At 71.6% G+C, this 24523-nt stretch carries 22 protein-coding genes; 8 read left to right on the forward strand and 14 right to left on the reverse strand.

Annotated features, from left to right (window positions below):
* Positions 1-129: 129 nt before the first annotated feature.
* Positions 130-1305, reverse strand: coding sequence for an iron-containing alcohol dehydrogenase (locus MKL01_RS16555; RefSeq protein ID WP_243906301.1), 1176 nt, complete (start codon positions 1303-1305; stop codon positions 130-132).
* A 43-nt stretch (positions 1306-1348) separates the two neighbouring features.
* A complete protein-coding gene (locus MKL01_RS16560) occupies positions 1349-3001 on the reverse strand; it encodes an acetolactate synthase large subunit (protein ID WP_243906302.1) in 1653 nt (550 codons plus the stop codon).
* A 267-nt stretch (positions 3002-3268) separates the two neighbouring features.
* On the opposite strand from MKL01_RS16560, the gene MKL01_RS16565 reads away from it, so the two are divergent.
* A complete protein-coding gene (locus MKL01_RS16565) occupies positions 3269-4753 on the forward strand; it encodes a DUF2252 domain-containing protein (protein ID WP_243906303.1) in 1485 nt (494 codons plus the stop codon).
* Between the two features lie 9 nt (positions 4754-4762).
* On the opposite strand, the gene MKL01_RS16570 is transcribed toward MKL01_RS16565, so the two are convergent.
* Together MKL01_RS16570 and MKL01_RS16575 are read right to left on the reverse strand one after the other, a co-directional pair.
* On the reverse strand, positions 4763-5701 hold the full coding sequence (locus MKL01_RS16570; protein ID WP_243906567.1) for a LysR family transcriptional regulator: 939 nt from the start codon (positions 5699-5701) through the stop codon (positions 4763-4765).
* Positions 5702-5838: 137 nt separating this feature from the next.
* Entirely contained in the window at positions 5839-7482 is a 1644-nt protein-coding gene (locus tag MKL01_RS16575) for a GMC oxidoreductase (protein WP_243906304.1), read from the reverse strand.
* Positions 7483-7698: 216 nt separating this feature from the next.
* Here MKL01_RS16575 and MKL01_RS16580 point away from each other — a divergent pair, with 216 nt between their 5' ends.
* Positions 7699-9729 (forward strand): ATP-binding protein, encoded by a 2031-nt coding sequence (locus MKL01_RS16580; protein WP_243906305.1) that lies wholly within the window; start codon positions 7699-7701, stop codon positions 9727-9729.
* A gap of 101 nt (positions 9730-9830) precedes the next feature.
* Here the strand turns inward: MKL01_RS16580 and MKL01_RS16585 are convergent, their stop codons facing one another.
* Positions 9831-10634: an undecaprenyl-diphosphate phosphatase gene (locus MKL01_RS16585; RefSeq protein WP_243906306.1), complete on the reverse strand. Its 804-nt coding sequence runs from the start codon at positions 10632-10634 to the stop codon at positions 9831-9833.
* 249 nt (positions 10635-10883) lie between these two features.
* On the opposite strand from MKL01_RS16585, the gene MKL01_RS16590 reads away from it, so the two are divergent.
* The 3 genes from MKL01_RS16590 to MKL01_RS16600 are packed head-to-tail and all read left to right on the forward strand — an operon-like array spanning position 10884 to position 13608.
* Positions 10884-11576 carry a glutathione S-transferase family protein gene (locus tag MKL01_RS16590; RefSeq protein ID WP_243906307.1) on the forward strand — a complete coding sequence of 231 codons (693 nt, stop codon included), beginning with the start codon at positions 10884-10886 and terminating at the stop codon, positions 11574-11576.
* Between the two features lie 29 nt (positions 11577-11605).
* The gene (gene queG, locus MKL01_RS16595; RefSeq protein WP_313901473.1) at positions 11606-12748 is read left to right on the forward strand and encodes a tRNA epoxyqueuosine(34) reductase QueG; all 1143 of its coding nucleotides are present in this window, start codon (positions 11606-11608) and stop codon (positions 12746-12748) included.
* Positions 12745-13608 (forward strand): SDR family oxidoreductase, encoded by an 864-nt coding sequence (locus MKL01_RS16600; protein ID WP_243906309.1) that lies wholly within the window; start codon positions 12745-12747, stop codon positions 13606-13608. The genes queG and MKL01_RS16600 overlap by 4 nt, the downstream gene beginning before the upstream one ends.
* Here MKL01_RS16600 and MKL01_RS16605 read toward each other — a convergent pair whose 3' ends face one another.
* Together MKL01_RS16605 and MKL01_RS16610 are read right to left on the reverse strand one after the other, a co-directional pair.
* Positions 13609-14433, reverse strand: a complete 825-nt coding sequence (locus tag MKL01_RS16605) for a metal ABC transporter permease (RefSeq protein WP_243906568.1) — start codon at positions 14431-14433, stop codon at positions 13609-13611.
* A 47-nt stretch (positions 14434-14480) separates the two neighbouring features.
* Positions 14481-15302, reverse strand: coding sequence for a metal ABC transporter ATP-binding protein (locus MKL01_RS16610; protein WP_243906310.1), 822 nt, complete (start codon positions 15300-15302; stop codon positions 14481-14483).
* A gap of 251 nt (positions 15303-15553) precedes the next feature.
* On the opposite strand from MKL01_RS16610, the gene MKL01_RS16615 reads away from it, so the two are divergent.
* Positions 15554-16039 carry a transcriptional repressor gene (locus tag MKL01_RS16615; RefSeq protein WP_243906311.1) on the forward strand — a complete coding sequence of 162 codons (486 nt, stop codon included), beginning with the start codon at positions 15554-15556 and terminating at the stop codon, positions 16037-16039.
* A gap of 4 nt (positions 16040-16043) precedes the next feature.
* Here the strand turns inward: MKL01_RS16615 and MKL01_RS16620 are convergent, their stop codons facing one another.
* Both MKL01_RS16620 and MKL01_RS16625 read right to left on the reverse strand, forming a co-directional pair.
* Positions 16044-17549, reverse strand: coding sequence for an undecaprenyl-phosphate glucose phosphotransferase (locus MKL01_RS16620; protein ID WP_243906312.1), 1506 nt, complete (start codon positions 17547-17549; stop codon positions 16044-16046).
* A 365-nt stretch (positions 17550-17914) separates the two neighbouring features.
* On the reverse strand, positions 17915-18262 hold the full coding sequence (locus MKL01_RS16625; RefSeq protein WP_243906313.1) for an antibiotic biosynthesis monooxygenase family protein: 348 nt from the start codon (positions 18260-18262) through the stop codon (positions 17915-17917).
* Between the two features lie 381 nt (positions 18263-18643).
* On the opposite strand from MKL01_RS16625, the gene MKL01_RS16630 reads away from it, so the two are divergent.
* Positions 18644-19051, forward strand: coding sequence for a helix-turn-helix domain-containing protein (locus MKL01_RS16630; RefSeq protein ID WP_243906314.1), 408 nt, complete (start codon positions 18644-18646; stop codon positions 19049-19051).
* 19 nt (positions 19052-19070) lie between these two features.
* On the opposite strand, the gene MKL01_RS16635 is transcribed toward MKL01_RS16630, so the two are convergent.
* The 4 genes from MKL01_RS16635 to cbiE are packed head-to-tail and all read right to left on the reverse strand — an operon-like array spanning position 19071 to position 22781.
* On the reverse strand, positions 19071-20390 hold the full coding sequence (locus tag MKL01_RS16635; protein WP_243906315.1) for a cobyrinate a,c-diamide synthase: 1320 nt from the start codon (positions 20388-20390) through the stop codon (positions 19071-19073).
* Entirely contained in the window at positions 20387-21163 is a 777-nt protein-coding gene (gene cobM, locus MKL01_RS16640; RefSeq protein ID WP_243906316.1) for a precorrin-4 C(11)-methyltransferase, read from the reverse strand. Before cobM ends, MKL01_RS16635 begins: the two co-directional genes overlap by 4 nt.
* Positions 21160-21564 (reverse strand): cobalamin biosynthesis protein, encoded by a 405-nt coding sequence (locus MKL01_RS16645; protein ID WP_243906317.1) that lies wholly within the window; start codon positions 21562-21564, stop codon positions 21160-21162. The genes cobM and MKL01_RS16645 overlap by 4 nt, the downstream gene beginning before the upstream one ends.
* On the reverse strand, positions 21561-22781 hold the full coding sequence (gene cbiE / locus MKL01_RS16650; RefSeq protein WP_243906318.1) for a precorrin-6y C5,15-methyltransferase (decarboxylating) subunit CbiE: 1221 nt from the start codon (positions 22779-22781) through the stop codon (positions 21561-21563). The genes MKL01_RS16645 and cbiE overlap by 4 nt, the downstream gene beginning before the upstream one ends.
* Between cbiE and MKL01_RS16655 the strand changes: the two genes are divergently transcribed.
* Positions 22780-23592, forward strand: coding sequence for a cobalt-precorrin-6A reductase (locus MKL01_RS16655; RefSeq protein WP_243906319.1), 813 nt, complete (start codon positions 22780-22782; stop codon positions 23590-23592). The two genes, cbiE and MKL01_RS16655, sit on opposite strands and share 2 nt — an antisense overlap.
* On the opposite strand, the gene cobJ is transcribed toward MKL01_RS16655, so the two are convergent.
* Complete coding sequence (gene cobJ, locus MKL01_RS16660; RefSeq protein ID WP_243906320.1) at positions 23559-24338, reverse strand: precorrin-3B C(17)-methyltransferase; 780 nt, start codon at positions 24336-24338, stop codon at positions 23559-23561. The genes MKL01_RS16655 and cobJ overlap by 34 nt on opposite strands.
* Between the last annotated feature and the right edge of the window lie 185 nt (positions 24339-24523).

The raw sequence follows: 24523 nt of genomic DNA on the forward strand, positions 1-24523 counted from the left end.
CGAGGGCGTTCCTCACCCGCAGACGGGGGAGGGACGGCGCGCGTGGGTTGATTGTCGTTCTTGTCCTTCGATGTGTGGATCCGGTCGGGATGAGGTCGTTGTTGGGGCGCCCCCGGGTCGATCGACCGCTCACGCCGCCGGGCGCGTCTCCCCGAGGGCCTCGGCGTAGATCGCGAAGGCGTCGTCGTAGGTGACCTCGCGGGGGTTGTTCACGAGGAGCCGCGTCTGCTTCATCGCGTCGGAGGCCATCCGCTCCAGGTCCTGGCGGGCGACTCCGACCTCGGCGAGCGAAGCCGGCACCTTGCAGTCGCGGCAGATGGCGTCGAGGCTCTCGACGAAGCGCTTGGCGGCTTGGGCCGGCGGCAGGCTCGCGGCGGCGGGATCGAGGATCGGCGCCAGCTCGGCGTAGAGCGCCTCCGCGTGGGAGAGGTTGAAGCGCATCACCCCCATCAGCACCAGGGCGTTCGAGAGCCCGTGCGGCACGTGGAAGATCGCGCCCACGGGGTAGGCCAGGGCGTGCACCGCCGCCACCGGTGCGTTGGCGAAGGCCATGCCGGCCAGCATCGAGCCGAGCAGCATGCCGGAACGGGCTTCGAGGTTCTTGCCGTCCGTGCAGGCGGTACGGATGTTGGCCGAGAGCAGCGCCAGCGCCTGCTTGGCGAGCTGGTCCGAGATTGGGTTCTTCTTGTTCTTGCTGGTGAAGGCCTCGATGGCGTGGACCATGGCGTCGATGCCGGTGGCCGCCGTGACGGCGGACGGCAGGCCGAGCGTCAGCTCGGGGTCGAGCACCGCCCAGTCGGGCAGGAGCTTCGGGGCGACGACGCCCTTCTTCTCGGTGGTCGGTGTCGTGACGATCGAGATCGGCGTCACCTCGGAGCCGGTGCCGGCGGTGGTCGGCACGAGGATCAGCGGCAGCCGGTCGCCCTTGGCGAGGCCGACGCCGTAGATCGAATCGAGGGGCTCGTCGGACTTCGCCAGGTAAGCCACGAGCTTGGCGGTATCGAGCGCCGAGCCGCCGCCGATCGACAGGACGAGATCGGTCCCGAGCTCCCGGGCGCGCTTGGCCGCCGCCTCGATCACCGTGGAGGGCGGATCGGCGACCACGTCCTCGTAGACGTCGAGGGTGACGCCGGCTTCCGCCAGGGCGGTTTCGGCGGCCCGGGTCAGGCCGGCGCCGCGCACGCCCTTGTCGGTCACCAGCAGGACGCGCTTGGCCCCGAAGCTGCCGACGATCTCCGGCAGCTTCTTCGCGGCGCCCGCCTCGAACAGCACGTTCGGCGTGGTCTGGAAGGTGAACGGGTTCATCGCGCTGCCCTGTTGTCGTGCCGATCCGTCTGCGAGGCCGAACTCACTCGGCGGGCTCGAAATCCTTCACCTTGGCCCGCAGCTCGTCGACGAGGACGCGGGTGTTCTCCGAGTAGTCGATCGGCACCGCCACGAGGTGGACGCCGCCCGCCGCGAAGGCCCGGTCCAGGGTCGGGACGAGGTCGTTGACCGCCTCGACCCGGTGGCCGGTCGCCCCGTACGACTTGGCGTAGAGCACGAAGTCCGGGTTGTTGAAGGTCATGCCGTAATCGGCGAATTTGTCGACCGCCTGCTTCCAGCGGATCATCCCGTAGGCCGAGTCGTCGAGCACCAGCACCACGAGGTTGAGCTTGAGCCGCACCGCGGTCTCCAGCTCCTGGCTGTTCATCATGAAGCCGCCGTCGCCGCACACCGCCATGACGCGCCGCTTGGGATAAAGCATCGCCGCCATCATGGCCGAGGGCAGGCCCGCCCCCATCGTGGCCAGCGCATTGTCGAGGAGCAGCGTGTTGGCCACGTAGGTACGGTAGTTCCGGGCGAACCAGATCTTGTACATCCCGTTGTCGAGGCAGACGATCCCGTCCTCGGGGATCACCCGGCGCACGTCGCGCACGAGGCGCTGCGGCGTCACCGGGAAGCGGTCCTCGCCGGCCCGGTCGGCGATGTGGCTGAGGATGTGCTCGCGCAGGTGCAGCAGCGCGCCGGCGTTGGGGAGCTTCCCGTCCAGCTTGTCTGCCAGCAGCTTGAGCGTCGGCCCGAGGTCGCCCACCACCTCGGCGTCGGGATAATAGACCTGCTCGACGTTGGCCGGCATGTAGCTGATGTGCAGGACCTTCTGGTCGGCCTGGCCCATGAAGAACGGCGGCTTCTCGATCGTGTCGTGGCCGATCGCGATGATCAGGTCGGCCCGGTCGATCGCCTCGTGGACGTAGTCGCGCTCGGAGAGCGCCGCGGTGCCCATGTAGAGGTTGGTGCCGCTGGCGACGGTGCCCTTGCCCATCTGGGTGGTGAAGAACGGGATCTGGGTCCGCTGCACGAACCCGCCGAGCTCGCCGGTGGCCCGGGGGCGGCTGGCGGCGGCGCCCAGCATGATCAGCGGGCGCTTGGCCTTCAGGATCATCGCGGCGGCACGCTCGATGGCGGCCGGGTGGGCGACCGGGATGTCGATCGGGTGCGAAGGCACGAGGTTGGCCTCGGCCTCCTCGGCGGCGATGTCCTCCGGCAGTTCCAGCAGCACCGGCCCGGGGCGCTCCTCGGTGGCGACCCGGAAGGCGTCGCGCACGATGGTGGGGATCGAGGAGGCGGACACGATCTGCCGGGCCATCTTGGTGATCGGCTTCATCGAGCTGATCACGTCGACGATCTGGAACTTCGCCTGGCGCGAGGACAGGATGCCCTTCTGGCCGGTGATGATGATCATCGGCATGGCGCCGAGATGCGCGTAGGCCGCGCCGGTGGAGAAGTTGAGCGCCCCCGGGCCCAGCGTCGAGAGGCAGACGCCCGGCTTGCCCGTCAGGCGCCCGTGGGTGGCCGCCATGAAGCTCGCCGCCTGCTCGTGCCGGGTCAGGACCAGCTCGATGGAGGAGTTGCGCAGGGATTCGACGACGTCGAGGTTCTCCTCTCCGGGAATGCCGAAGATGCGATCGACGCCCTCGTTCTCCAGCGCCGCGACGAGTAGATCTGAACCCTTGGGCATGCGAAGTCTCGCTGATGCAACGGCGCGCCTGCGGCCCCCGGGCGCCTGCGGCCCGCTTGTCGCGAGGCTTCGAACAGCGCGGCCCGGGACGGAGGACGCCCTCCGTATATTCGGTTCGTTAGAGGGCTCGGCTGTAAAGCGGTCAAGGGCCGTTCGGGGTCAACAAGTCACAGAGCCGGGCCGATGCTAACGTATGGAAGTCGCTCCCCGATCTGGGACGAGGTCCGTACGGTCGCGCATCTGCCGCGGCCAGCGGATTGGAAATCGATGGATCGGGCGGGAAGCGACAAGACTGCGTCGGCACAGGGCGAAACCGAGGCTCCGGCCGCGGACTCGGTGCTGGCACCCATCGCGGACTTCCCGCGGATCGATCTCCGCGTGGGCGTCGAATCCTGGGACAAGCGGCGCCACGCCGGCAAACGGTTGCGGGCCGAGGTGCCCCACGCATCCCAGGCCGAGCTGGCCTCCGATCCGGACCGTCCGGACCCGATCGCCCTGATCGAGGCGGCGCACCGGGGACGGCAGCCGCGCCTGATCCCGCTGCGGGTCGCCCGGATGGCGTCCTCGCCCTTCGCGTTCCTGCGCGGGGCCGCGCACGTCATGGCCTGGGACCTGTCGCGCGGGCCGCGCAGCGGCATCGACGTGGTGATGAACGGCGATGCCCATATCGACAATTTCGGCCTGTTCGGCACGCCCCAACGCGACATCGTGCTCGACCTCAACGACTTCGACGAGGTGACCATCGGCCCGTGGGAATGGGACCTGAAACGCCTCGCGGCCGGCCTCGCGGTGGCGACCGCGGATGCGGGCGCGCCGGCGGGCGAGCGCCGCGCCGCGGTCATGGACGCGGTCTCCGGCTACCAGCACACGATGCGGCGCCTGGCGCCCCAGGGCTCCCTGGACGTCTGGTATCAGACCACGCGGGCCGACGGGCCGCATATTGCCGGTCTCCGGATGGATTCGGAGGCCCGGGCCGTGGTGCGGCGAGCGGTGGACAAGGCGCGGCGCCGGAACAACCGCAGCCTCCTCGCACAGGTGGCCGAGCGCCGCACCGACGGCAGCTGGCGCCTGCGGTCGGACCCGCCGATCCTGACGCCGGTGGACACGGAAACCCGCGAGGGCGTCGTCACCGGCCTGGAGCGCTACGCCGAGACCCTGCCGCGGGAGCGGCGCTTCATGCTCGACCGCTACCACGTGGTCGACGTGGCCCACCGCGTCGTCGGGATCGGCAGCGTCGGGACCCGGGCCTATCTGGCGCTCCTGTTCGGCAATTCCGACGCGGACGCCCTCTTCCTGCAGGTCAAGGAGGCCGTCCGCCCGGCGCACGCGCCGTACCTGCCGGGCATGCCGGCGCCCTATGCCGGACACGAGGGCGAACGCGTGATCTACGGCCAGCGCCTGCTTCAGGCGGTGGGCGACCCGCTGCTCGGCTGGACCAGCATCGCGGGCCGGCCGTTCTACGTGCGGCAGATGAAGAACCTGAAGGGGGCGCTCCCCCTGGCGCGGATGTCCGGCGCCTCGCTGCTGACCTTCTCGTACGCCTACGGGGCGCTCCTCGCCCGCGCCCATGCCCGGACCGGCGACGCGGCGGCGATCGCCGGCTATTGCGGCAGCGGCAAGCACCACGACCTGAGCGGCGCGATCGCCGACTGGGCGGCGGCCTACGCCGAGCGGAACGCGGCGGATTTCGCCCTGTTTCGCGCGGCGATCGCGAGCGGCCGGCTGGAGGCGGCGGACGATCCGTGCCTGTGACGCCGGCCGTCAGATGATGCCGGGCGCCGGCGGCTCGTGGGCGAGCCGCACCAGGAGATCCCGCAACCAGCGATGGGCCGGATCATGATCGTAGGAGGCGTGCCAGAGCATCGAGATGGGGACGTCGTCGAGATGCACCGGCACCGGGCTGACGCTGAGCGAGAGGGCGCTGGCGAAGGCATTGGCGAGCCGGGCATGCATCGTGGCGATCACCGGGGCCGCCCGGACCATGAAGGGGACGACGAGGAAGCGCGGGGTCGTCACCGCCAGGACGCGCGCGCGGCCGATAAGCGCCAGCGCGTCGTCGACCACCCCGTGGGCGGTCTCGCGCAGGGACGTCAGGACGTGCGGGAACCGCAGGTAGTCGTCGAGCCCGATCGGCGGCTGCAGGCCGATCAGCGCGGCGTTGAACAGCACGACGTAGCTGTCCCGATAGAGCAGCCGCTGCTTGTGGTGGAGCTGGCCCTCGGAGAACAACCCGATGGCCAGATCGACCCGGTCGGCGTCGAGCTCGTCGAGGACCCGCGTGCGGTCGACGGAGCGCAGCAGCAGGCGGATGCCGGGCGCCTCCCGCCGGAGCTGCGCGATCAGCCGCGGGCCGAGCAGCGCCTCGACGCTGTCGGGCAGGCTCACCGTGAAGGTGCGCTCCAGGGTGGCCGGATCGAAGCGCTCCTCCCGGTGCACCAGCGCCTGCACCTGCCGGAGGGTGGCGCGCAGCGGCTCGACCATCTTGAGGGCGCGGGGCGTCGGCCGCATCCCATCCGGCGCCCGGGTCAGGAGCTCGTCGTCGAACAGGCGCCGCAAGCGGGCGAGGCTCGAACTCATCGCCGACTGGCCGATCCCGACCCGGGCCGCCGCCCGGGTGACGCTGCGCTCGTCGAGGAGCGCGTCGAGGGCGACCAGCAGATTCAGGTCGATGCGGCTGAGGTCGATATGGTCGATGGCCACGGCGGTCACGGTCGGTCGGTTTCGCCGCCGAGCTATAGCAACATCCACTCTGCCGAGGGCGAGCATGACGCCGCCGATCCGGCCCTCGCCCTCATCGCGAGGCGACCGCGGGGCGGACGTCGCCGATCGAACCGAGGTCAGGCCGGCAGCGGCACCCGCGGCTCGGTGTGGTCGTAGAGGCGGGGCGGCGGGATCTCGTCCGTCGCGCCCATCCGCTGGACGAGGTGGTCGGCGACCCGGAGCGCGTTGGCGATGATCGTCAGCGTCGGGTTCACCGCACCGATCGACGGGAAGAAGCCGGCGTCGGTCACGTAGAGGTTGTCCAGCTCGTGGGCCTTGCAGTCCCGGTCGAGCACCGAGGTCGCGGGGTCATCGCCGAACCGCAGGGTGCCGGCCTGATGGGCCGTCCCGCCGATCGGCACGTTCTTGCCGAGGTAGAGCGCGCGGTCGAACAGGTGCGGGTGGATGTCGGTGAAGCTGCAGATCTCGCGCAGCTTGTGCCGCAGCCGCTTGTGCGCCTCCACGTTGGTCTCGGTGAGGTCGAGATGGACCTCGCCGTCCTTGTAGAACACCCGGTTCTGAGCGAGCGGCACGTCCTCGGAGGTCAGCCAGAAATCGACGGAGTGCTTGGCGATCCAGTCGAACGGCTTGTCGGGGAACCACTGCAGGAAGCCCGGCAGGCCCTCGCCGTGGATCTGCGCCCCGTCCGACTTGCCGACCATCTGGATGTGGCCGAGGGGAAAGGTCCAGGCGTCCTTCGGATCCGGGTCGCCGAAGTAGAAGTCGTTGAGCCCGAGCGTCTTCTGGAAGCGGGTCGGGTTCGGCGTCTTGGAGAGCGCCAGGACCGTTGAGTTGTTGTGGCGCATGTAGTTGCGCCCGACCTGATCCGACCTGTTGGCGAGGCCGTTCGGATGTTGTGCACTGGCTGACCGCAGCAGCAGCAGCGCCGACGAGAGGGCGCCGCAGGCGACCACGACGAGGTCGGCGGAGGCCTCGAAGGGCGCGCCGTCCCGGTTGCCGACCACGCCCGTGACGGTGCGGCCCGCGGGATCCGTCATCAGGCGCTCGATATAGGTGCGGGTCAGGAGCGTCAGGTTCGGGCAGTCCCGCAGGGCCGGATCCACCACCATGGTCTGGGCGTCGGACTTGCCGTTGGTGGGGCAGGGGAAGCCGTCGAAGGATTCGCACTTGATGCACGGCGAGGTCGGGACGGCCCTCCCGTCCTTCTCCACCAGGCGCACGCCCACCGGCAGGTGAAACGGGTGATGGCCGGCCTGCTTCAGGTTGTCGAACAGCTCCTGGATCCGCGGCTCGTGCGAGACCGGCGGATGCCCGTAGGGCTTGCGCGACCAGGGTTCGGTCGGGTCCTCGCCGCGCAGGCCGTGGACGTGGAACAGGTCCTCGGCCGCCTGATAGTACGGCTCGAATTCGTCGTAGCCCACCGGCCAGGCGGGCGCGACGCCGTCTTGGTGGCGGATCTCGGAAAAGTCCTGCTCGCGCAGGCGGAACAGGACCGAGCCGTAGAATTTCGAATTGCCGCCGACATAGTAGTGCAGCCCCGGGTGGAAGCTGCGGCCGTCCGAGGCGTACCACGTCTCCTTGGCCTGGTAGACGCCGTCGACGATCACCGCCTGGCTGTCCCAGTTCCGCGGCTCGCGCAGCAGGTAGTCGCCGCGCTCGATCAGCAGGATGCGCTTGCCGGTCTGGGCAAGGCGCCACGCCATCGTCCCGCCCCCCGGACCGGATCCGACGATGATGACATCGTAGTGCTCACCGGGCATGTGCCGCCTCCGTCCGGGCCGCTGTCCTGGCCGCCGTATTGGCAGGCAACTCGTGAGCCGCTTTTCGGATCACGCGCCGGACACCTTTCCGGCGGCTCATCGCGGTCGCGGTCGGGCCGGCGCCCGCCGCAACCGCCGGTTAAGCCCCTTTCCCAACGCCGCCTTCAGCTTCGCCTGCGATCCTGCCTCCGACCGGCCTCCGCCGGGGAGGCACGCATGATCGAGGACATCGCCCTGGTCCTGGCGCTCGCCGTCGGGACGCTCCTGGCGCTCGACCGCTGGCGGTCGCGCGGGGCGCTGTCCGACGAGAACGAGGCCGAGCGGCTGCAGGATCGCATCTGGCGGATCAGCGAGAGCGAGGATCGCTACCGGGCCCTGGTGGCCGCAACCACGGAGATCATCGTCCAGCGGGACCCCCGGGGCCGCATCACCTACGCCAACGAGGCCTATGCCCGCCTGCTTGGCCGCGAGCCGATCGACCTGCTCGGCGCGCAGACCGAACTCGAGATCCTCGACCGCCACGCAGTCCAGGTCGGGGACGACGGGGTCCGTCGCATGGAGGCGCAGGTCCGGGCCGCCGACGGCCGCGTGCGCTGGTTCGCCCTCGTGGAGATGCCGATGGCGCACGGCGACGCGATGCACTGGCTGTGCGCGGGCCGGGACGTGACGGCCCGCGTCGAGGCGATCCGCAGCCGCGACGGAGCCCTGGAGCGGGCCGAGGCGGCGAGCGTGGCGAAATCCCGCTTCCTGGCGACGGTGAGCCACGAGATGCGCACGCCGCTCAACGGCATTCTGGGCATGGCCGACCTCGTCCTCGGGACCGACCTCGACGCCGAGCAGCGCACCTACGTGGAGGCCGTGCGCACCAGCGGTCAGGCTCTGCTTGGCCTGATCGACGGGGTCCTCGACTTCTCGCGGATCGAGGCCGGGCGCCTCGATCTGGCGGCCGAGCCCTTCGACCTGCCGGCGCTCGCCGAAGGCGTGGTCGAGTTGCTGGCGCCGCGGGCGCAGGACAAGGGGATCGAGATCGCCCTCGACGTCGCCGCGGATTTCCCGTCCGGGGTGGTGGGCGACCCAGACCGGGTCCGGCAGATCCTGATCAATCTGGCGGGCAACGCCATCAAATTCACAGAGCGCGGCGGCGTCGGCGTCAGCCTGGGCTACACCCGTGACGAGCCCGGCGGCGGCGTCGTGCTGGCGGTGGCCGATACCGGCCCCGGCATCCCGGAGGACCGGCTGCCGATCCTGTTCGAGGAGTTCGAGCAGGGTGACGGCAGCCCGAGCCGCAGCCATGAGGGCACCGGGTTGGGTCTCGCCATCACCCGGCGCCTCGTCACACGGATGGGCGGCCGGATCGACGCGGAGTCGCGTGTCGGGCGGGGTTCGACCTTCCGGGTCGTGCTGCCGCTGGCAGAGATCGCCGGGGTCGGACACGGCTCGCGCGACCCGCTGCCCCACCGTGCCGGCCTGCGCTGCCTGATCGTGGCTGATTCGCCGTTCCAGGCGCCCTATCTCGCCCGCAGCCTGTCCCGCGCCGGTGCCGCCACCGTGATCGTCGACACCGTGGAGGCCGGACTCGATGCCCTGTCGGGGGCGGCGTTCGACGCGGTGCTGGCCGACCGGGCCCTGGGCGACGCGGCGGTGCGGCAGATCGCCGACGCGGCGCGCGCCTGCGGGGTGCGCACCAGCCTCGTCCTGCTCTCGCCCTTCGACCGTCGCGGGTTCGGTGCGCCGGGCGCGGCGGGCTTCGGCGGCTATCTGATCAAGCCGGTCCGCACCCGGTCGCTGTTCGAGCGGCTGCTCGCGCCGGCCATCCCGCCCGAGACCGCCGCCGCGCCGCCCCCGGCCCCCTCCCGGATCGGCAGCGGCCTGCGCATCCTGCTCGCCGAGGACAACCCGATCAACGCCCTGCTGGCGACCCGCGCTCTGGAGCGTCTCGGCGCCGCGGTGGTCCACGCGGTCGACGGCGTCGAGGCGCTGGAGCGGCTGGATTCGGACGGCCCGTTCGATCTCGCCCTGATCGACGTGCGCATGCCCCGCCTCGACGGGCACGAGACCGCCCGGCGGATCCGCGCCGCCGAAGCCGCCGGGTCGGGCCGGCTGCACCTCGTCGCGCTCACCGCCAATGCCGGCCGCGAGGACGAGATCGCCGCCCGGGAGGCGGGGTTCGACGGCTTCCTGGCCAAGCCGCTCAACCTGAAGCTCCTCCCGTCCCTGCTGGAGCGGCGATCCGAGCGGGCGGCCTGAGGCGGCCCGGCTCACCCTCCGGACCCCACCGGTCTCGGCGCATCGGGGCGGCGGGCTCGTCCGACGCTCAGGTCCCGCCGCCGGGAGCGACGGGGAGTGCCTCAGCCGAAGATGATCAGGCCCGCGAAACCCAGGGCGCCGACGATGATCCGCCACCACGCGAACAGCCAGAAGCCGTGGCGCGAGACGTAGTCGAGGAGCACCCGCACCACGAACAGCGCCGCGATGAACGACACGACGAAGCCGATCACGATCAGCCCGACGTCGTTGGCCGAAAGGTATTTGTAGTTGTCCAGCAGGTCCTTGGCGAAGGCGCCCGCCATCGTGGGCATCGCCAGATAGAACGAGAACTCGGTGGCCGAGCGCTTGTCGGCCCCCATCAGCATCGCGCCCACGATGGTGGCGCCGGAGCGCGAGACGCCGGGGATCATGGCGAGGCACTGGAAGATGCCGATCTTCAGGTCCATCGGCAGCGAGAAGTCGTAGACGTCGGTCTTCTTCACGTCGAGGTCTGTGTCGTCGATGACCAGCAGCACCAGCCCGCCCGCCACCAGGGTCGCGCAGACGATCCACGGGTTGAACAGGTACGCCTTGATCATCTTGGAGAAGATGCCGCCGATGATGGCCGCCGGCAGGAAGGCGACCAGGATCCCCAGCACGAAGCGGCGCGCCTTCGGGTCGGACGGCACCGCCGTGGCGATCCCCAGCAGGCGCCGGAAATAGACCGCCAGGATCGCCAGGATCGCGCCGAGCTGGATCAGCACCTCGAAGGTGTTGTTGGGCGAGTGGAAGCCGATGAAGTGGCCGACCAGCAGCTGATGGCCCGTGGACGAGACCGGGATGAACTCGGTCGCGCCCTCCACGAGCGCCAGCAAGACCGCCTTGCCGATACTTGCCAGATCCATCGTGCTGCCTCGCGCCCGGGCGCACGCCGGCCCATGCCGGGCGCGCCGCGAACCGCTTCAATACTCGTGCCGCTGACTGTGCCCATCATGGTTGACGGGCGGTTACCGCAGCCGGCTGCGCGTGTTAAGGGCTCGGCAACGGTCGGGCAATAACGCTTGGTCCGAAGTCCTGCGCGACCACGTCGTGCGCGTCGGGGCCGACGCGCGGGCCCCGCCGCACCGTCAGACCGAACTCCACGCACGGCCTCGATGGCAACCCTCTACCACTTCCCCTTCTGCGCGAATTCCCGCTTCATCCGTCTCGTGCTCGCCGAGATGGGCATGGAGCCGACGCTGTTCGAGGAACGGCCCTGGGAGCGCCGCGACGACTTCCTGCTGATCAACCCGGCGGGAACGACCCCGGTTCTGCTGGAGCAGAACGGCCACGTGATCCCGGGGGCGGGCGTGATCGCCGAATATCTCGACGAGACCCGCGGGCTCGGCCTGTCGGGACGGCGGATGATGCCCGACGAGACGGTCGACCGGGTCGAGGTGCGGCGCCTCCTCGACTGGTTCCTGGTCAAGTTCGATTCCGAGGTGACGGGGTACCTCGTCAACGAGAAGATCTCGAAGCGCTTCATGGCGGCGAACGAGGGCGGAGGCCCGCCCGACATGAACGCGATCCGGGCCGCGCGCACCAACGTGCGCTATCACCTCAAGTATATCGGCTACCTGATCGCCCGCCGGCGCTGGATCGCCGGCGACAACCTGACCTACGCCGATCTCGCGGCGGCGGCCCATCTCTCCTGCGTCGACTATCTCGGCGACGTCCCGTGGGACGAGGACGAGATGGCGCGGAACTGGTACGCTCGGATCAAGTCGCGGCCCTCGTTCCGCGGCCTGCTCGCCGACCGGGTGCCCGGAATGGTTCCGGCCGGCCATTACGCGGATCTGGATTTCTGAAACAGCGACGGATCCATCACGGTGCCGACCTGCGCCGGCTCCTGGAGGCCCGGGCCCGCGATCTGGGCTTCTGCGGCCTGCGCGTGACTCGGCCCGACCGTCTGCCGGACCTGCCGGGCCGCCTCTCGACCTGGCTCGCCGAGGGCGCCCACGGCACGATGGACTGGATGGCCGACCGGGCCGGCCAGCGCGCGAGCCCCATCAATCTCTGGCCCGGCCTGCGCAGCATCGTGGTCGTGGCGATGAGCTACCGGCCCGAGCAGGATCCGCTGTCGCTCCTGGCGCGGAAGGATCGGGGCGCGGTGGCGGCCTACGCGCAGCGGCGGGACTATCACGAGGTTTTGAAGGGGCGGCTGAAGGAGCTCGGCGGCTACCTCTCGGCGAAAGGCGACGTCCGGGTGAAGGTGTTCTGCGACACCGCTCCGGTGATGGAGAAGACGCTGGCGGAGGCGGCGGGGCTCGGCTGGCAGGGCAAGCACACGGTGCTGATCGACCGCCGGCACGGCAACTGGCTGCTTCTCGGGGCGATCTACACGAGCGCGGAGTTCGAGCCCGACGCGCCGGGACGCGACCATTGCGGGTCCTGCCGCGCTTGCCTCGACGTCTGCCCCACCGCGGCGTTCCCGGCGCCCTACCGCCTGGATGCGCGGCGCTGCATCTCGTACCTGACGATCGAGCACGCCGGGCCGATCCCGCCGGAGTTCCGCTCCGCGATCGGCAACCGGATCTTCGGCTGCGACGACTGCCTCGCCGTCTGTCCCTGGAACAAGTTCGCCCGCACGGCCGCCGAGACGCGTCTCGCGGCCCGGGCGGATCTGGCCTCGCCCGCGTTGGCGGACCTCGCGGCCCTCGACGATGCAGCCTTCCGCCGGTTCTTCGCCGGCACGCCGGTGAAGCGGACGGGGCGGGACCGCTTCCTGCGCAATGTGATGATCGCAGTCGGGAATTCCGGGACACCGGACCTCGCCGACGCGGCCGTGGCCGGCCTCGCCGACGCGTCGCCGCTGGTGCGCGGCATGGCGGTCTGGGCCTGCGGCCGATTGCTGGACCCGGAGGCGGTTGGCGCGCTGCACCGTCGTCACGGCGCGGCCGAGACCGATCCCCATGTGCGCGACGAGTGGCGGGCCGCCGGCTTGACGGAAGCGCGAGCGGGCGAGACATCCGCCGCATGAATCTCTTCGTCTTCGGGCTCGGCTTCACCGGCCGCCGTTTCGCCGAGCGGGCGCGTGACCGATTCGGGACCGTGCGCGCGACCGTCACGGAGGCCGCGGCCGCGGCGCGGATCGCGGCGGAGACGGGCTTCGCCATGCGCGCCTTCGGCCCGGAGGCCGACGATCCGCGGATCGCCGACGACCTCGCCGACACGGACGCGCTCCTCGTCTCGGCCCCGCCCGGCGCGGAGGGCGACCCGGTGCTCGCCCGCTACGCGGACGCGATCGCGGCCAGCCGGATCGCCTGGATCGGCTACCTCTCGACCATCGGGGTCTACGGCGACCAGGGCGGCGCCTGGATCGACGAGGCCACGGCCGCGGCCCCGCGGAGCACCCGGTCGAAGGTGCGGCTGGACGCGGAGGCGGCGTGGCTCGCCCTCGGCGCCGGGACCGGCAAGGCCGTGCAGGTCTTCCGCCTGTCGGGCATCTACGGGCCGGGACGCAACCCGATCGTGAAGCTGCGCGAAGGCCGCTCCCAGCGGATCGTCAAGGCCGGCCAGGTCTTCAACCGCATCCACGTCGACGACATCGCCACGACGCTCCTCGCCTCGATCGACCGGCCGCGGCCCGGCGCCATCTACAACGTCACCGACGACGAGCCGACGGCGCCGCAGACCGTGACCGAGCACGCCGCCGCGCTCGCCGGCCTGCCGCTGCCGCCGGAGATCGACTTCGAGACCGCCGACCTGTCGCCGATGGCCCGCAGCTTCTACGGCGAGAACAAGCGCGTGCGGAACCGGCTGATCCGGGACGAACTCGGCGTCCGCCTCGCCTATCCGACCTATCGGGAGGGGCTGGCGGCGCTGAAGGATCAGCCCTGATCAGGCTTCGAGATGGCGCTGACGCCCCAGGCGGCAGAGCAAACCGTCACGCGGGCCGGCCAGCATGGAGGCGACGTACAGGGCGCCCGCCGCCAGCACGATGGCCGGACCGCTGGGCAGGTCGAAGCGGTAGGACAGGCTGAGCCCCGACACGCTCGCGATCGCGGCGATCAGCATGGAGACCGGGATGAGGCCGCCGAGGTCCCGGGCCCAGAACCGGGCCGCCACCGCGGGGAGGAGCATCAGTCCGACGGCCAGCAGCGTCCCGAGGGCCTGGAAGCCGCCCACCAGATTGACGACCACGAGGGCCAGGAACGCAAGATGCACGGGGCCGCCGCTCCGGCTCACCGTGCGCAGGAACAGCGGATCGACGCACTCCATGACCAGGGGCCGGTAGATCACCGCGAGCGCCATCAGGCTCAGCGTGCTGATGGCGCCCAGCAGGGACAGCGCGGCATCGTCGAGGGCCAGGACCGAGCCGAACAGGAAGTGCATCAGGTCGATCTGCGAGCCGCGCAGCGAGACCAGCAGCACGCCGGCGGCGAGGGAGATGAGGTAGAAGGCCGCGAGGTTCGCGTCCTCCCGCACGACGGTGGCGCGGGTCACGGCGCCCGCCAGCAGCGCCACCGCAACGCCGGCGACGAGGCCGCCCAGCGTCATCGCCGGCAGCGACAGGCCGGCGACGAGGAAGCCCGCCGCGGCGCCCGGCAGGATCGCGTGGCTCATGGCGTCGCTCATCAGGCTCATCCGACGGAGCGTCAGGAATACGCCGACGGGCGGAGCCGAGACCGACAGCGCGAGGCAGCCCGCCAGCGCCCGACGCATGAAGCCGAACTCGACGAACGGCGCGACCAGGGACCCGAACGGCTCGATCACGCAGCGTCCTCGTGGGGGTGGTGACCGTCCGGGTCATGGAGGCCGTGATCGTGGGCGCCGTGCCGGTGGGGCGCGTCGCCGCGCGGTCCGGCGCAGACGGCCGCGCCCTCGTCCCAGGCCTCGGAGAGCGCGCGCGCCCGTGCCAGGTTGTCGGGCGTCAGCACTCGGGATGTCGGACCCCAGGCCACCGGCTCGCGGGCGAGCAGCAGGGTGCTGGGGAAATGCGCCCGCACCTGCGACAGGTCGTGGAGCGCGGCGACCACGGTGCGGCCCTCGGCGTGCCAGCGGCGAAGCAGCGCCAGCAGATCCTCGACCGTGCGGGCGTCGATTCCGGTGAACGGCTCGTCGAGGAGCACCACCGGACAATCCTGCAGGATCAGCCGCGCGAACAGGGCGCGGCGGAACTGGCCACCCGACAGGGTCCCGATCGGCCGCGCCTCGAAGCCGTCGAGACCGACCGCCGCCAGGGCGGCCTCGATCGCGCCACGGTGCCGGTTCAGGCCGCGCCAGACCCCGGCCCGGCGCCAGAGCCCCATGCCGGCGAGATCCAGGACGCTGAGCGGGAAGCTCCGGTCGATCTCGTCCGCCTGCGGCATGTAGGCGATGGCGCCCGCGCGCTCGATGCGGCCGTCGAGGCAGCGGATCTCCCCCGCCATGCCCTTCAGCAACGTCGATTTGCCCGCCCCGTTCGGTCCCACCAGCGCCAGCAGGTCGCCGGCCCGGACGGTCCCGTCCAGGTGATGGACCGCCGGATGCCGGTCGTAGCCCAGGGTCAGGCCGACGAGGCGGATCGGAGCGGGATCCGGCAGCGTGCTCATAGCGCGAGCGCCCACGCGATCATGAGCCACACCAGGGCCGAAAGGGTGCCGGCTACCGCGAGGCGCAGACCGATCCCGCTCCGGAAGAGGGAGAGGCGGGCCGCGCGTCTCGGGCTGGGTCTGGTCGGCAAGGCGTCCTCGTCGCGCGTTCGAGCCGGCGCGGGGACCGGGCGGGGTGACTGGTCCGGGGCGGCGGTGATACACTGTAACACTCGCGCGGGACAACCTGCGGATCGGTCAGTGGAGCAATCATGCACCGTCACGAGGGTCACGACGCGTGCCCGGGGGACGCCGTCGACATGCTCGCGCGGGCGGAATCCCTGTGCCGGGAGCGCGGCCTGCAATTCACGCCGCTGCGCCGCGACGTGCTCGAGGTCGTCGCCGCCTCCGGCAAGGCGCAGGGTGCCTACGACATCGCCGAGCGCCTCAGCGTCCCGGGCAAGCGCGTGGCGCCGGTCTCGGTCTATCGGGCCCTCGACTTCCTGATGGAGCAGGGGCTGGTGCACCGGATCGCCAGCCGCAACGCCTTCATCCCCTGCGCGCACGTACACGCCCCCGGCGAGGGCGTGATCTTCCTGATCTGCCGCACCTGCGGCGGCGTCGACGAGGAATCCTCGCAGGACCTGGAGAGCGGGCTCGGGCGCACGCTCGAACGCGCCGGCTTCACCCCCGCCCACAGCATCCTCGAGGTCGAGGGCGATTGCGGCCTCTGCCGGGACCGGAAGCAGGCCTCCTGACGGCTCAGAACGCGTTCTGGTAGGCCCGGCGCGAGACCAGGGTCTGGATCATGATCTGGATGTCGAACCAGATCGACCAATTGTCGATGTAGTGCAGGTCGCAGGCCACCCGCCGTTCCATGTCGAGGTCGGTCAGCGTCTCGCCGCGGAAGCCGTTGACCTGCGCCCAGCCGGTGATCCCGGGCCGGACGTTGTGGCGGCGGGCATAGAGGGCGATCCGCCGCTCGAAGCTCCGGTCGTGGGCCAGGGCGTGCGGGCGGGGGCCGACAAGGGACATCTCGCCCCTCAGGACGTTGAGGATCTGCGGCAGCTCGTCGAGATTGGTCCGCCGGAGGACCGCGCCCACCCGGGTGATGCGGTCGTCGTTGCGGGTCGCCTGCCGGAACGCCGCGCCCGCATCCGTCCGCATGGACCGGAACTTGAACACGCCGAAGGGCTGCTGGTTGAAGCCGTAGCGCTTCTGGCGGAAGAAGACCGGACCCGGGCTGTCGAGCTTGATCGCCACGGCGATCGCCGCGAGGAGCGGCGACAGGGACACGAGCGCGATCGTCGCCACGGTCAGGTCGAAAGCGCGTTTCAGCACGACCTCGCCGACGTTGAGCGGCCGGCGGCCGATATTGATCCCGGAGACCCCGCCGACGCGGGTGATCTGAAGGTCCGGAAACCGGTCCATCACGGCCCCCGGCCGCAGATGCAGCGCCGAGGGCACGCGCAGGAACGCGTCGATGCAGCGCTCCACCTCGGCGGCGTCGGTCCAGGGCACCAGCACGAACACGTCGTCCGGGCGCAGAAAACGCACCACCGAGACGGCGAGGTCCAGATCCTCCTGCAGCTGATCGTGGCGGGCGGCCGTGTCGGCGCCCGGATCGACGCGGCGCAGATAGCTCGTCCCGACGATCCGGAGCCCGAGCCTCTCGGCCTCGTTGCCGGCGTAGAAGCGGGCGATGTCCTCCTCGTAGCCGACCAGATGCACGCGGCTCGCGGAGGCCGAGCCGCCCGCGAGGCTGCGCCGCACGAGACGGATCGTAGCCGCGCGCGAGAGGGCCAGTGCCGGCAGGCCGAAGCAGAAGATCCCGATGCAGACCACGCGCGAATAGTCGTTGGTGGTCTTCGTCATGAAACTGACGACGAGAACCGCGGCCCAGCCGACCAGCCAGAGCGACGCCGTGCGCTGAAGGCTCGCCTTCCGGGTCATCGCGCGGTCGAGATCGTAATCGGCGCGCAGGGCGTTGGTGGCGACGATGACCACGCTCAGCAGGGCTGCGATCTGCAGGCTCCGCAGATCGTTCGTCCAGATCGACCCGGCGCGCCAGACGACGTGGTAGGCGAACTCCATGAACAGCGTGACCGCCAGGATCGCCGCGATGTCGGTGCCGGCGAGCGCCGCCGACAGGGCGATCCGCACCGCCGCCTGGCTCCGGCGCGGCAGAAGGGCCGACCACACGCTGCGGCGACGCTCAGCCGCGTTCGGCAGGGCCTGGAACGTTTCCGGAAGCCGGTCTTGAAACATCTGGCGCGCCAAGTCCCGTCTTGAGCGGACTATGTACCGGTCTGAAACACCGTTGGTTTCAAAGCCGTTCGGTCCCGTCGACCGAGCAAACGGCGGGCCCCGGAGATTCGCGTTTCCATCCGTTCAAGGCCGCTGCCGACTAATATGCGCGGCCGGACGCGGCAATACATAATTAATGCTGAGCGGGCCTGAGCCGCTTTTTCGTCTGAAAAAGACCGGTGGCAACCGGCCGGGCGCAGCCCTGCCCAATTCTAGCGCGTTGCTTCCCGGGGCAATACAACCGGGGCGAGACGCGACGCCGCAGCAGGCTTCCACCGTGCGCCGCGGGAGCGGCCGGGCGTCTTCGCCCGGCGGAGATGGCGGCGTCAGACGGCCTCGGCCGCCTCCCGCGGTGCGGCCGCGCCGCCCACGGTCTGGATCGCCTCGAAGCCTTCGAACTGCGGATGGCCGAGGTAGAGCGGCTTGGTGCTCGGAACCCGGCCATGCGCCTTGCGGAACTGCTCGGACCGGGTCCAGGCTTCGAAATCCGCCCGCGAGCGCCAGATGGTGTGCGACGCGTACAGGACGTGGTCGTCGTGCTCGGGCCCCCGCAGAAGGTGAAACTCGACGAAGCCATCCATCTCGCCGAGGTGGCTGTCGCGGCCCAGCCAGACAGCCTCGAAGTCCGCGGTCGCATCCTTGACGACCTTGAACCGATTCATCGCAATGAACATGCGTCTCTCCTTTGAGATGGTGACCCTACAAGCCATCCCGCGCTCTGGCGACCCACGGCGCGGCGACAAGGCGCACCCTAGACTCCGTGCAAAGTACGACTGCCGACATTTCCGCAACAATGTTGCAAAGTTGTGTGCGCTTAAACTAGAAGCTGTAATCATTGACTTGCGAAGCTTGACAACTTGGTGTCCTACTGCGGCGCGGCTGGTTTGTGCCGCAGGATGGCCGATCGAGGGCTGCCAGCTTTTGAGTTGCGAGATCATTTTGTACGGCTTGGGACGCAGGGGCGGACGGTGAAGCAGCGCGACGGCGAGGCAAAGGCACCGCGACCCCACCAGGACGCAGGCCAATCGGCCGAGAAGGACACGCCCGGCCAGACGATGCCGAAGCAGACCACCGACGTGGATCGTCTCGTCGGCGTCCGCATCACGGCGTTGCGCAAGGCGCGCGGCATGAGCCAGACCGCCCTCGGCAACGCGGTCGGCGTCACCTTCCAGCAGGTGCAGAAGTACGAGAAGGGTCAGAACCGCGTCGGCGCCGGCCGGCTGCGCGAGATCGCGCGGCTACTTGAAGTCCCAGTCTCGGCGTTCTTCGAGGAGAACGAGCCGCGCGAGAAGACCCAGGAAGACGTCTTCGGCTTCCTCAGCGCCCATGGGGCCATCGAACTGTTGCGCGCCTATGCGCAGATCGAGGACGAGCAGATGCGACGGGACGTGGTCGCGCTCGTCCGGAGTGCTGCCCGCCTCGCCCAGGCCCGGGCCGTATCCCCTCCGGCGGAACCGACCTGATATCCGGCGCCGCGTCGCCTCACCCGGGATCGGCGGCGACGAGATGGAAGAAGCTGCCGGTGACCGTGCCGACGCGATGCCCGGCCAGGCCGAGATCGACGCCCTCCGCGTCCGTGACCCGGGCCAGGGCCTCCCTGTCGGACGGGGCCGCCGACAGCTCGCTGGCGTAGTGGAACTCGTGGCCGATGAGGCGCGCGCCGGCCGGCCCGAGGATGCCGTCGTCGCAGAGGCGCGCCACGCGGTAGCCGAGATGGAGCTTGCGGCGCCGGTACGACGTCTCCACCGGCAGCAGACCCGCCATCGGGTAGGTGGCGCCGTCGGCATCCTCCAGGGCGCGGCCGAGCACCATGTAGCCGCCGCACTCGCCGTGGACCGGATGCGCGCGCGCGAAGCTGCGCAGGCCGTCCAGGAACCGCTCCGCGCCGGCGAGGCGGCCGGCATGCAGCTCCGGATACCCGCCGGGCAGCCAGCAGACGTCGCAATCCACCGGCGGCGGCTCGTCGGCCAGGGGTGAGAACGGCACGAGCTCCGCGCCGGCCCTGCGCCAGCCAGTTTCGAGATGCGGGTAGAGGAAGCTGAACGCCGCGTCGCGGGCAACCGCGATGCGCTGTCCGGGCGGGGACGGCATCGGCCCCGCCCCATCGGGCACCGTGCCGCCCGCGCAGGCCACGAGGGCGTCGAGATCGATCCCCGCTTCCGCAAGGTCGGCCAGGCGATCGAGACGCGCCGCCAGGTCGGCGGTCTCGCCGGCCTGCACCAGGCCGAGATGGCGTTCGGGCAGGACGAGCTGCGCGTCGCGCATCAGCACCCCGAGGACCGGCAGGCCGGCGCGCTCCATGCCGGCCTCCACGAGCCGGCGATGGCGCGCGCTCGCCACCTTGTTGAGGATCACCCCGGCGATGGTCACCCGCGGGTCGTAGAGCCTGCAGCCCAGCGCGACCGCGGCAGCCGATTGCGCCGCGCCGGAGACATCCACCACCAGCACCACCGGCCATCCGTAGCGGGCGGCGATGTCGGCGTTGGCGCCGGTGCGGCTCTCCGCCGCCCGGACGCCGTCGAACAGGCCCATCGACCCTTCGGCGATGACGAGGTCGGCCGCCGCGGCCGTCTCGCTCGCGAGGGCGTCGAGCAGGCGCGGCGCCATGGCGAAGCTGTCGAGATTGAAGCTGGGCCGCCCCGTCGCCGCGTGGTGGAAGGCCGGATCGATGTAGTCCGGCCCGCATTTCGCCGCGCGCACGCGCAGGCCGCGGCGGGTCAGGGCCCGCATGACGGCCAGCGCCACCGTGGTCTTGCCGGAACTCGAGCGCGGGGCCGCGACGAGAAGGCCGGGGGCGCTCACGCGGCGCCCCCGACCGTGCCGCCGGGTCGGAAGCGCCGGTCGTAATCGGCGGCGTAGAGCGCGCTCTCGGGGAAGCCTTCCGCGGCGAGCGCCGGGCCGACCAGGATCAGCGCGGTCCGCTCCAGGCCGGCCTCCGCCACCAGCCCGGGCAGCGTCCCGAGGTCGCCCGTCAGCACACGCTCGTCGGGCCAGGATGCGCGGAACACCGCCGCCGCCGGGCAGGCCGGCCCGTAGAACGGGATCAGCGCGGCCGCGACCCGATCGACCACGTGGATCGACAGGTGGATCGCCAGCGTCGCCCCGGTGGCGGCGAACGCCGCGAGGGTCTCGCGTTCGGGCATGGCGCTCGCCCGGCCGGAGGTGCGCGTCAGAACAACCGATTGGGCGACGCCCGGGACGGTCAGCTCCCGCCGAAGCAGGGCGGCGGCCGCCGCGAAGGCCGGGACGCCCGGCGTCACCGTGTAGGGGATCGCCAAGTGGTCGAGGCGGCGCATCTGCTCGGCCAGCGCGCTCCAGATCGACAGGTCGCCGGAATGCAGCCGGGCCACGTCCAGGCCGCCCGCATGGGCCGCCGCCATCTCCGCCACGATCGCGTCGAGGTCGAGGGGGGCGGTGTCGACGATCCGCGCCCCGGGCGGGCACCATCCGAGGATCTCGGGCGCCACCAGGGACCCGGCGTAGAGGCAGACGGGACAGGCGGCGACGCGGTCGCGCCCGCGCACCGTGATGAGGTCCGCCGCGCCGGGGCCGGCGCCGATGAAGTGGACGGTCATGGCTGTGGTTTCGTGGTCTGTGGGACGGCCAGCGCGCAGGTGGCGCCGCCGCTCGCGATCCGCGGGAGGACGAGCCGGCTATCGGGCCCGGCCGCGGCCAGGGCAGCCGCCTCCGCCACCGAGCCCACGGCGCGCAGGCGCTCGATCCGCGCCGAGCGGGTGACGACCGACCCGTCGCGGGCTTCCAGCGCGGCCGCGCCGACCGGGGAGGGGCGCAGGCCGAACCGCGCCGCCGCCCGATGGATGGACGGTTCGGAGGCCCGGTCCTCCGCCGTCGCGACGCCCGCAAGGTCGGCGCTGCCGGCACCGACGAGGGCGAGCGCCCGGGCGATTAGGGCGGCGATCTCGTCGGCGCCGGTGCCGTGGCGGAATCCGACGCCTGCGACGAACGGACCGGTCATGATCTCGTCCAGGCCCACTGGGTCACCGGCATGGCGGGCCGCCAGCCGTGAAGGCCGCCGACGGGGCTCGCGCGCTCGACCGAGAATCGCCGCAGGCTGCCGCCATGCTCCGAGAAGGCGGTCAGCAGGACGGCTTCACCCTGCAGCGTCACCGCGTTGGCAACGCATCGCCCACCGGTCGGAAGCGCTGCGAGGGCCGCCGCGAGGAGGCCGGGCTCCGAGACGCCGCCGCCGATGAACACCGCGTCGGGGGCCGGCAGGCCGGCGAGGGCTTCGGGGGCCGCGCCCGTCACCACGGTCAGGTCCGGGACGCCCAGCGCCTCGGCGTTGCGCCGGACGCGCTCGGCCCGGTCCGGCCGCGCCTCGACCGCCGTGGCGTGCATACTCGGGTGGCGCAGCATCCACTCGATGCCGACCGAACCCGCGCCGGCCCCGATATCCCAGAGATAGCGCCCCGGATGCGGGCGCAGGGCCGCGAGGGTCAGGGCCCGGATCTCGGACTTGGTGAGCTGGCCGTCGTTCTCGAACAGGGCGTCGTCGAGGCCGGGCGTCAGGGGCAGGGCGGGTCCCGGTCCGGCGACGGCGATCGCAACGGTGTTGAGGGGGTCGACCGCGCCCAGGTCCAGGGCGTCGGCCCGGCATGAGCGCACCTGCTCGCGCGGGCCGCCCATGGCCTCCAGCACCGTCAGCGTCGAGACGCCGAAACCGCGCGCGCAGAGCAGCGCCGCGATCGCCGACGGCGTCGACCCGTCCCAGGACAGGGCCAGCAGCCGCGCGCCCGGCTGGAGATGCGGGACGATCCGGGCGAGCGCGCGTCCGTGCAGCGTGACGAGGCCGCATTCGGCGAGGGGCCAGCCGAGCCGGGCACAGGCGAGGCTGAAGGCCGAAGGCGATGGGAAGGTGCGGATCTCGGCCGGGGGCACCAGCCGGACGATCTCGGCGCCGATGCCGTAATGGAACGGATCGCCGGTGGCGAGGATGCAGGTCGGCTCGCCTCTCCGGGCGAGGATGTCCGCATAGGCGTCGTGGATCGGGCTCGGCCAGGGGCGTGTCTCGGCGTCGAGCGGGCCCACGAGGGCGAGATGGCGCCGGCCGCCATAGACCACGCGGGCCGCATCGAGGGCCGCAGCCGCGGTGGCGGTCAGGCCGGCCCGGCCGTCCTCGCCGATGCCGACGATCGACAGCCACGGGGTGCTCGACAGCGGCTCAGCGCTCATGGACAAGGCATCCATGAACGGGGCGCCCGAGACGCACGAAGGCCGGCGGATCCTGATCCTCGGCGGCACCGGCGAGGCGAGCGCCCTGGCGCGGGCGCTGGCCGGGCGGCCGGACCTGTCGGTCCGCCTGTCCCTCGCCGGACGGACCGCCGCGCCGAAGGTCGAGCCCGTGCCGACCCGGATCGGCGGATTCGGCGGCGCCGCGGGCTTGGCGCACTACCTGCTCGCCGAGGGGCTGACGCGCCTGGTCGACGCGACGCATCCCTTCGCCGCGGCGATCTCGGGCAACGCCGCGCGCGCGGCCGCGCAGGCGGGGGTGCCGCTCCTCGCGATCCGCCGCCCGGCCTGGGACCGCGTCCCGGGCGACCTCTGGACCGAGGTCGGCAGCATGGCGGAGGCCGCCGCTGCCCTCGGCCCGGTGCCTCGGCGCGTGTTCCTGACGATCGGCCGCCAGGAGGCCGGAGCCTTCGCGGCGGCGCCGCACCACGCCTACCTGGCGCGGACGGTCGAGCCGCTCCGTGAGGTGCTGACGGTGCCGCGCCTCGCCACCATCGAGGCCCGCGGCCCCTTCGACGCGGAGGCCGAGACTGCGCTGATGAGGGCCTCCGGCATCGAGATCCTGGTCGCCAAGAATTCCGGCGGCGCCGCGACCTACGGAAAGATCGCGGCGGCGCGGCGTCTGGGGATACCGGTCGTCATGGTGCGGCGGCCGGCCAAACCCGACGTGCCGAGCGTGGCCGACATCGCGGGCGCCCTGCGCTGGTTGGACGGGGACGCTCACGCCGTCCCCTCGACCGTGCGGGCGGTGTAGACGAGCGGGGGCCGCCCCTCCCGGTGGATCAGGCGCGTGGTCGAGGCGCCGAGGATCACGATCGTGGCCATGTCGGCCGGCAGGTCGGGCGCCTCCGCCAGCGTCGCGACCCGGATGGCCTCTTCCGGCCTGCTGACGGCGCGGGCGAACATGACCGGCGTCCCGGGCGCGCGGATCCCGGCGGCGATCGCCAGGGCCGCGCCGAGCTGCCAGGGGCGGGCCGCGGAGATCGGGTTGTAGAGCGCCACCACCAGATCGGCCCGCAGCACCGCCTCCAGCCGCGCGGTCACCACCGGCCAGGGCTTCAGGTTGTCCGAGAGCGACAGGGCGCAGAAGTCGCCGCCGAGCGGGGCTCCGAGGCGGGCGGCGGCCGCCAGCATGGCGGTGATGCCCGGCTCCACCGTGATGGCGAGGTCGCGCCAGCCCGGCTCGCCGTGCTCCACTGCCTCGAACACCGCCGCCGCCATGGCGAAGACGCCGGGATCGCCGCCGGAGACGATCGCGACCCTCCGCCCGGAGGCGGCGAGCCGCAGGGCGTGGCGGGCGCGGTCGACCTCCACCCGGTTGTCGCTGGCGTGCCGGGTCAGGCCCGGACGCTCGGGCACGCGGGCCACGTAGGGAAAGTAGCCGACGAGATCCTCCGCCGCGTCCAGCGCCCGACGGGCGGATTCGGTCAGCAGCGACGGGTCGCCCGGTCCCAGGCCGACGACGGCGAGGCTGCCGTCCGGATGGCTGCGGCCCGTCATGACAGTGACGGGGCGGCGATGCCCCGCGCCGCGAGACGCTTCACCGCCCCCTCGTCGAGGGACGCGAAGGTCTCGCCGCTCATTCGCCGAACTCCGCAGGCGGTCACGCCGCTGGCGAAAGCGCCGCCCGCGTCAAGCATGGTCAAGCCGGCCACGACCGCGATCGATCCCCGACGCGCGTCGCG

The sequence above is a fragment of the Methylobacterium sp. J-070 genome (assembly GCF_022829385.1).
GTDB lineage: Bacteria > Pseudomonadota > Alphaproteobacteria > Rhizobiales > Beijerinckiaceae > Methylobacterium.

Excerpts from the sequence above, each read along its gene's own strand:
- MKL01_RS16555 (WP_243906301.1), bottom strand. The coding sequence starts at position 1,305 with ATGAACCCGTTCACCTTCCAGACCACGCCGAACGTGCTGTTCGAGGCG.
- MKL01_RS16560 (WP_243906302.1), bottom strand. The coding sequence starts at position 3,001 with ATGCCCAAGGGTTCAGATCTACTCGTCGCGGCGCTGGAGAACGAGGGC.
- MKL01_RS16565 (WP_243906303.1), top strand. The coding sequence starts at position 3,269 with ATGGATCGGGCGGGAAGCGACAAGACTGCGTCGGCACAGGGCGAAACC.
- MKL01_RS16575 (WP_243906304.1), bottom strand. The coding sequence starts at position 7,482 with ATGCCCGGTGAGCACTACGATGTCATCATCGTCGGATCCGGTCCGGGG.
- MKL01_RS16580 (WP_243906305.1), top strand. The coding sequence starts at position 7,699 with ATGATCGAGGACATCGCCCTGGTCCTGGCGCTCGCCGTCGGGACGCTC.
- MKL01_RS16585 (WP_243906306.1), bottom strand. The coding sequence starts at position 10,634 with ATGGATCTGGCAAGTATCGGCAAGGCGGTCTTGCTGGCGCTCGTGGAG.
- MKL01_RS16590 (WP_243906307.1), top strand. The coding sequence starts at position 10,884 with ATGGCAACCCTCTACCACTTCCCCTTCTGCGCGAATTCCCGCTTCATC.
- MKL01_RS16600 (WP_243906309.1), top strand. The coding sequence starts at position 12,745 with ATGAATCTCTTCGTCTTCGGGCTCGGCTTCACCGGCCGCCGTTTCGCC.
- MKL01_RS16605 (WP_243906568.1), bottom strand. The coding sequence starts at position 14,433 with ATGCGTCGGGCGCTGGCGGGCTGCCTCGCGCTGTCGGTCTCGGCTCCG.
- MKL01_RS16610 (WP_243906310.1), bottom strand. The coding sequence starts at position 15,302 with ATGAGCACGCTGCCGGATCCCGCTCCGATCCGCCTCGTCGGCCTGACC.
- MKL01_RS16615 (WP_243906311.1), top strand. The coding sequence starts at position 15,554 with ATGCACCGTCACGAGGGTCACGACGCGTGCCCGGGGGACGCCGTCGAC.
- MKL01_RS16620 (WP_243906312.1), bottom strand. The coding sequence starts at position 17,549 with ATGTTTCAAGACCGGCTTCCGGAAACGTTCCAGGCCCTGCCGAACGCG.
- MKL01_RS16625 (WP_243906313.1), bottom strand. The coding sequence starts at position 18,262 with ATGTTCATTGCGATGAATCGGTTCAAGGTCGTCAAGGATGCGACCGCG.
- MKL01_RS16630 (WP_243906314.1), top strand. The coding sequence starts at position 18,644 with ATGCCGAAGCAGACCACCGACGTGGATCGTCTCGTCGGCGTCCGCATC.
- cobM (WP_243906316.1), bottom strand. The coding sequence starts at position 21,163 with ATGACCGTCCACTTCATCGGCGCCGGCCCCGGCGCGGCGGACCTCATC.
- MKL01_RS16645 (WP_243906317.1), bottom strand. The coding sequence starts at position 21,564 with ATGACCGGTCCGTTCGTCGCAGGCGTCGGATTCCGCCACGGCACCGGC.
- MKL01_RS16655 (WP_243906319.1), top strand. The coding sequence starts at position 22,780 with ATGGACAAGGCATCCATGAACGGGGCGCCCGAGACGCACGAAGGCCGG.
- cbiE (WP_243906318.1), bottom strand. The coding sequence starts at position 22,781 with ATGAGCGCTGAGCCGCTGTCGAGCACCCCGTGGCTGTCGATCGTCGGC.
- cobJ (WP_243906320.1), bottom strand. The coding sequence starts at position 24,338 with ATGACGGGCCGCAGCCATCCGGACGGCAGCCTCGCCGTCGTCGGCCTG.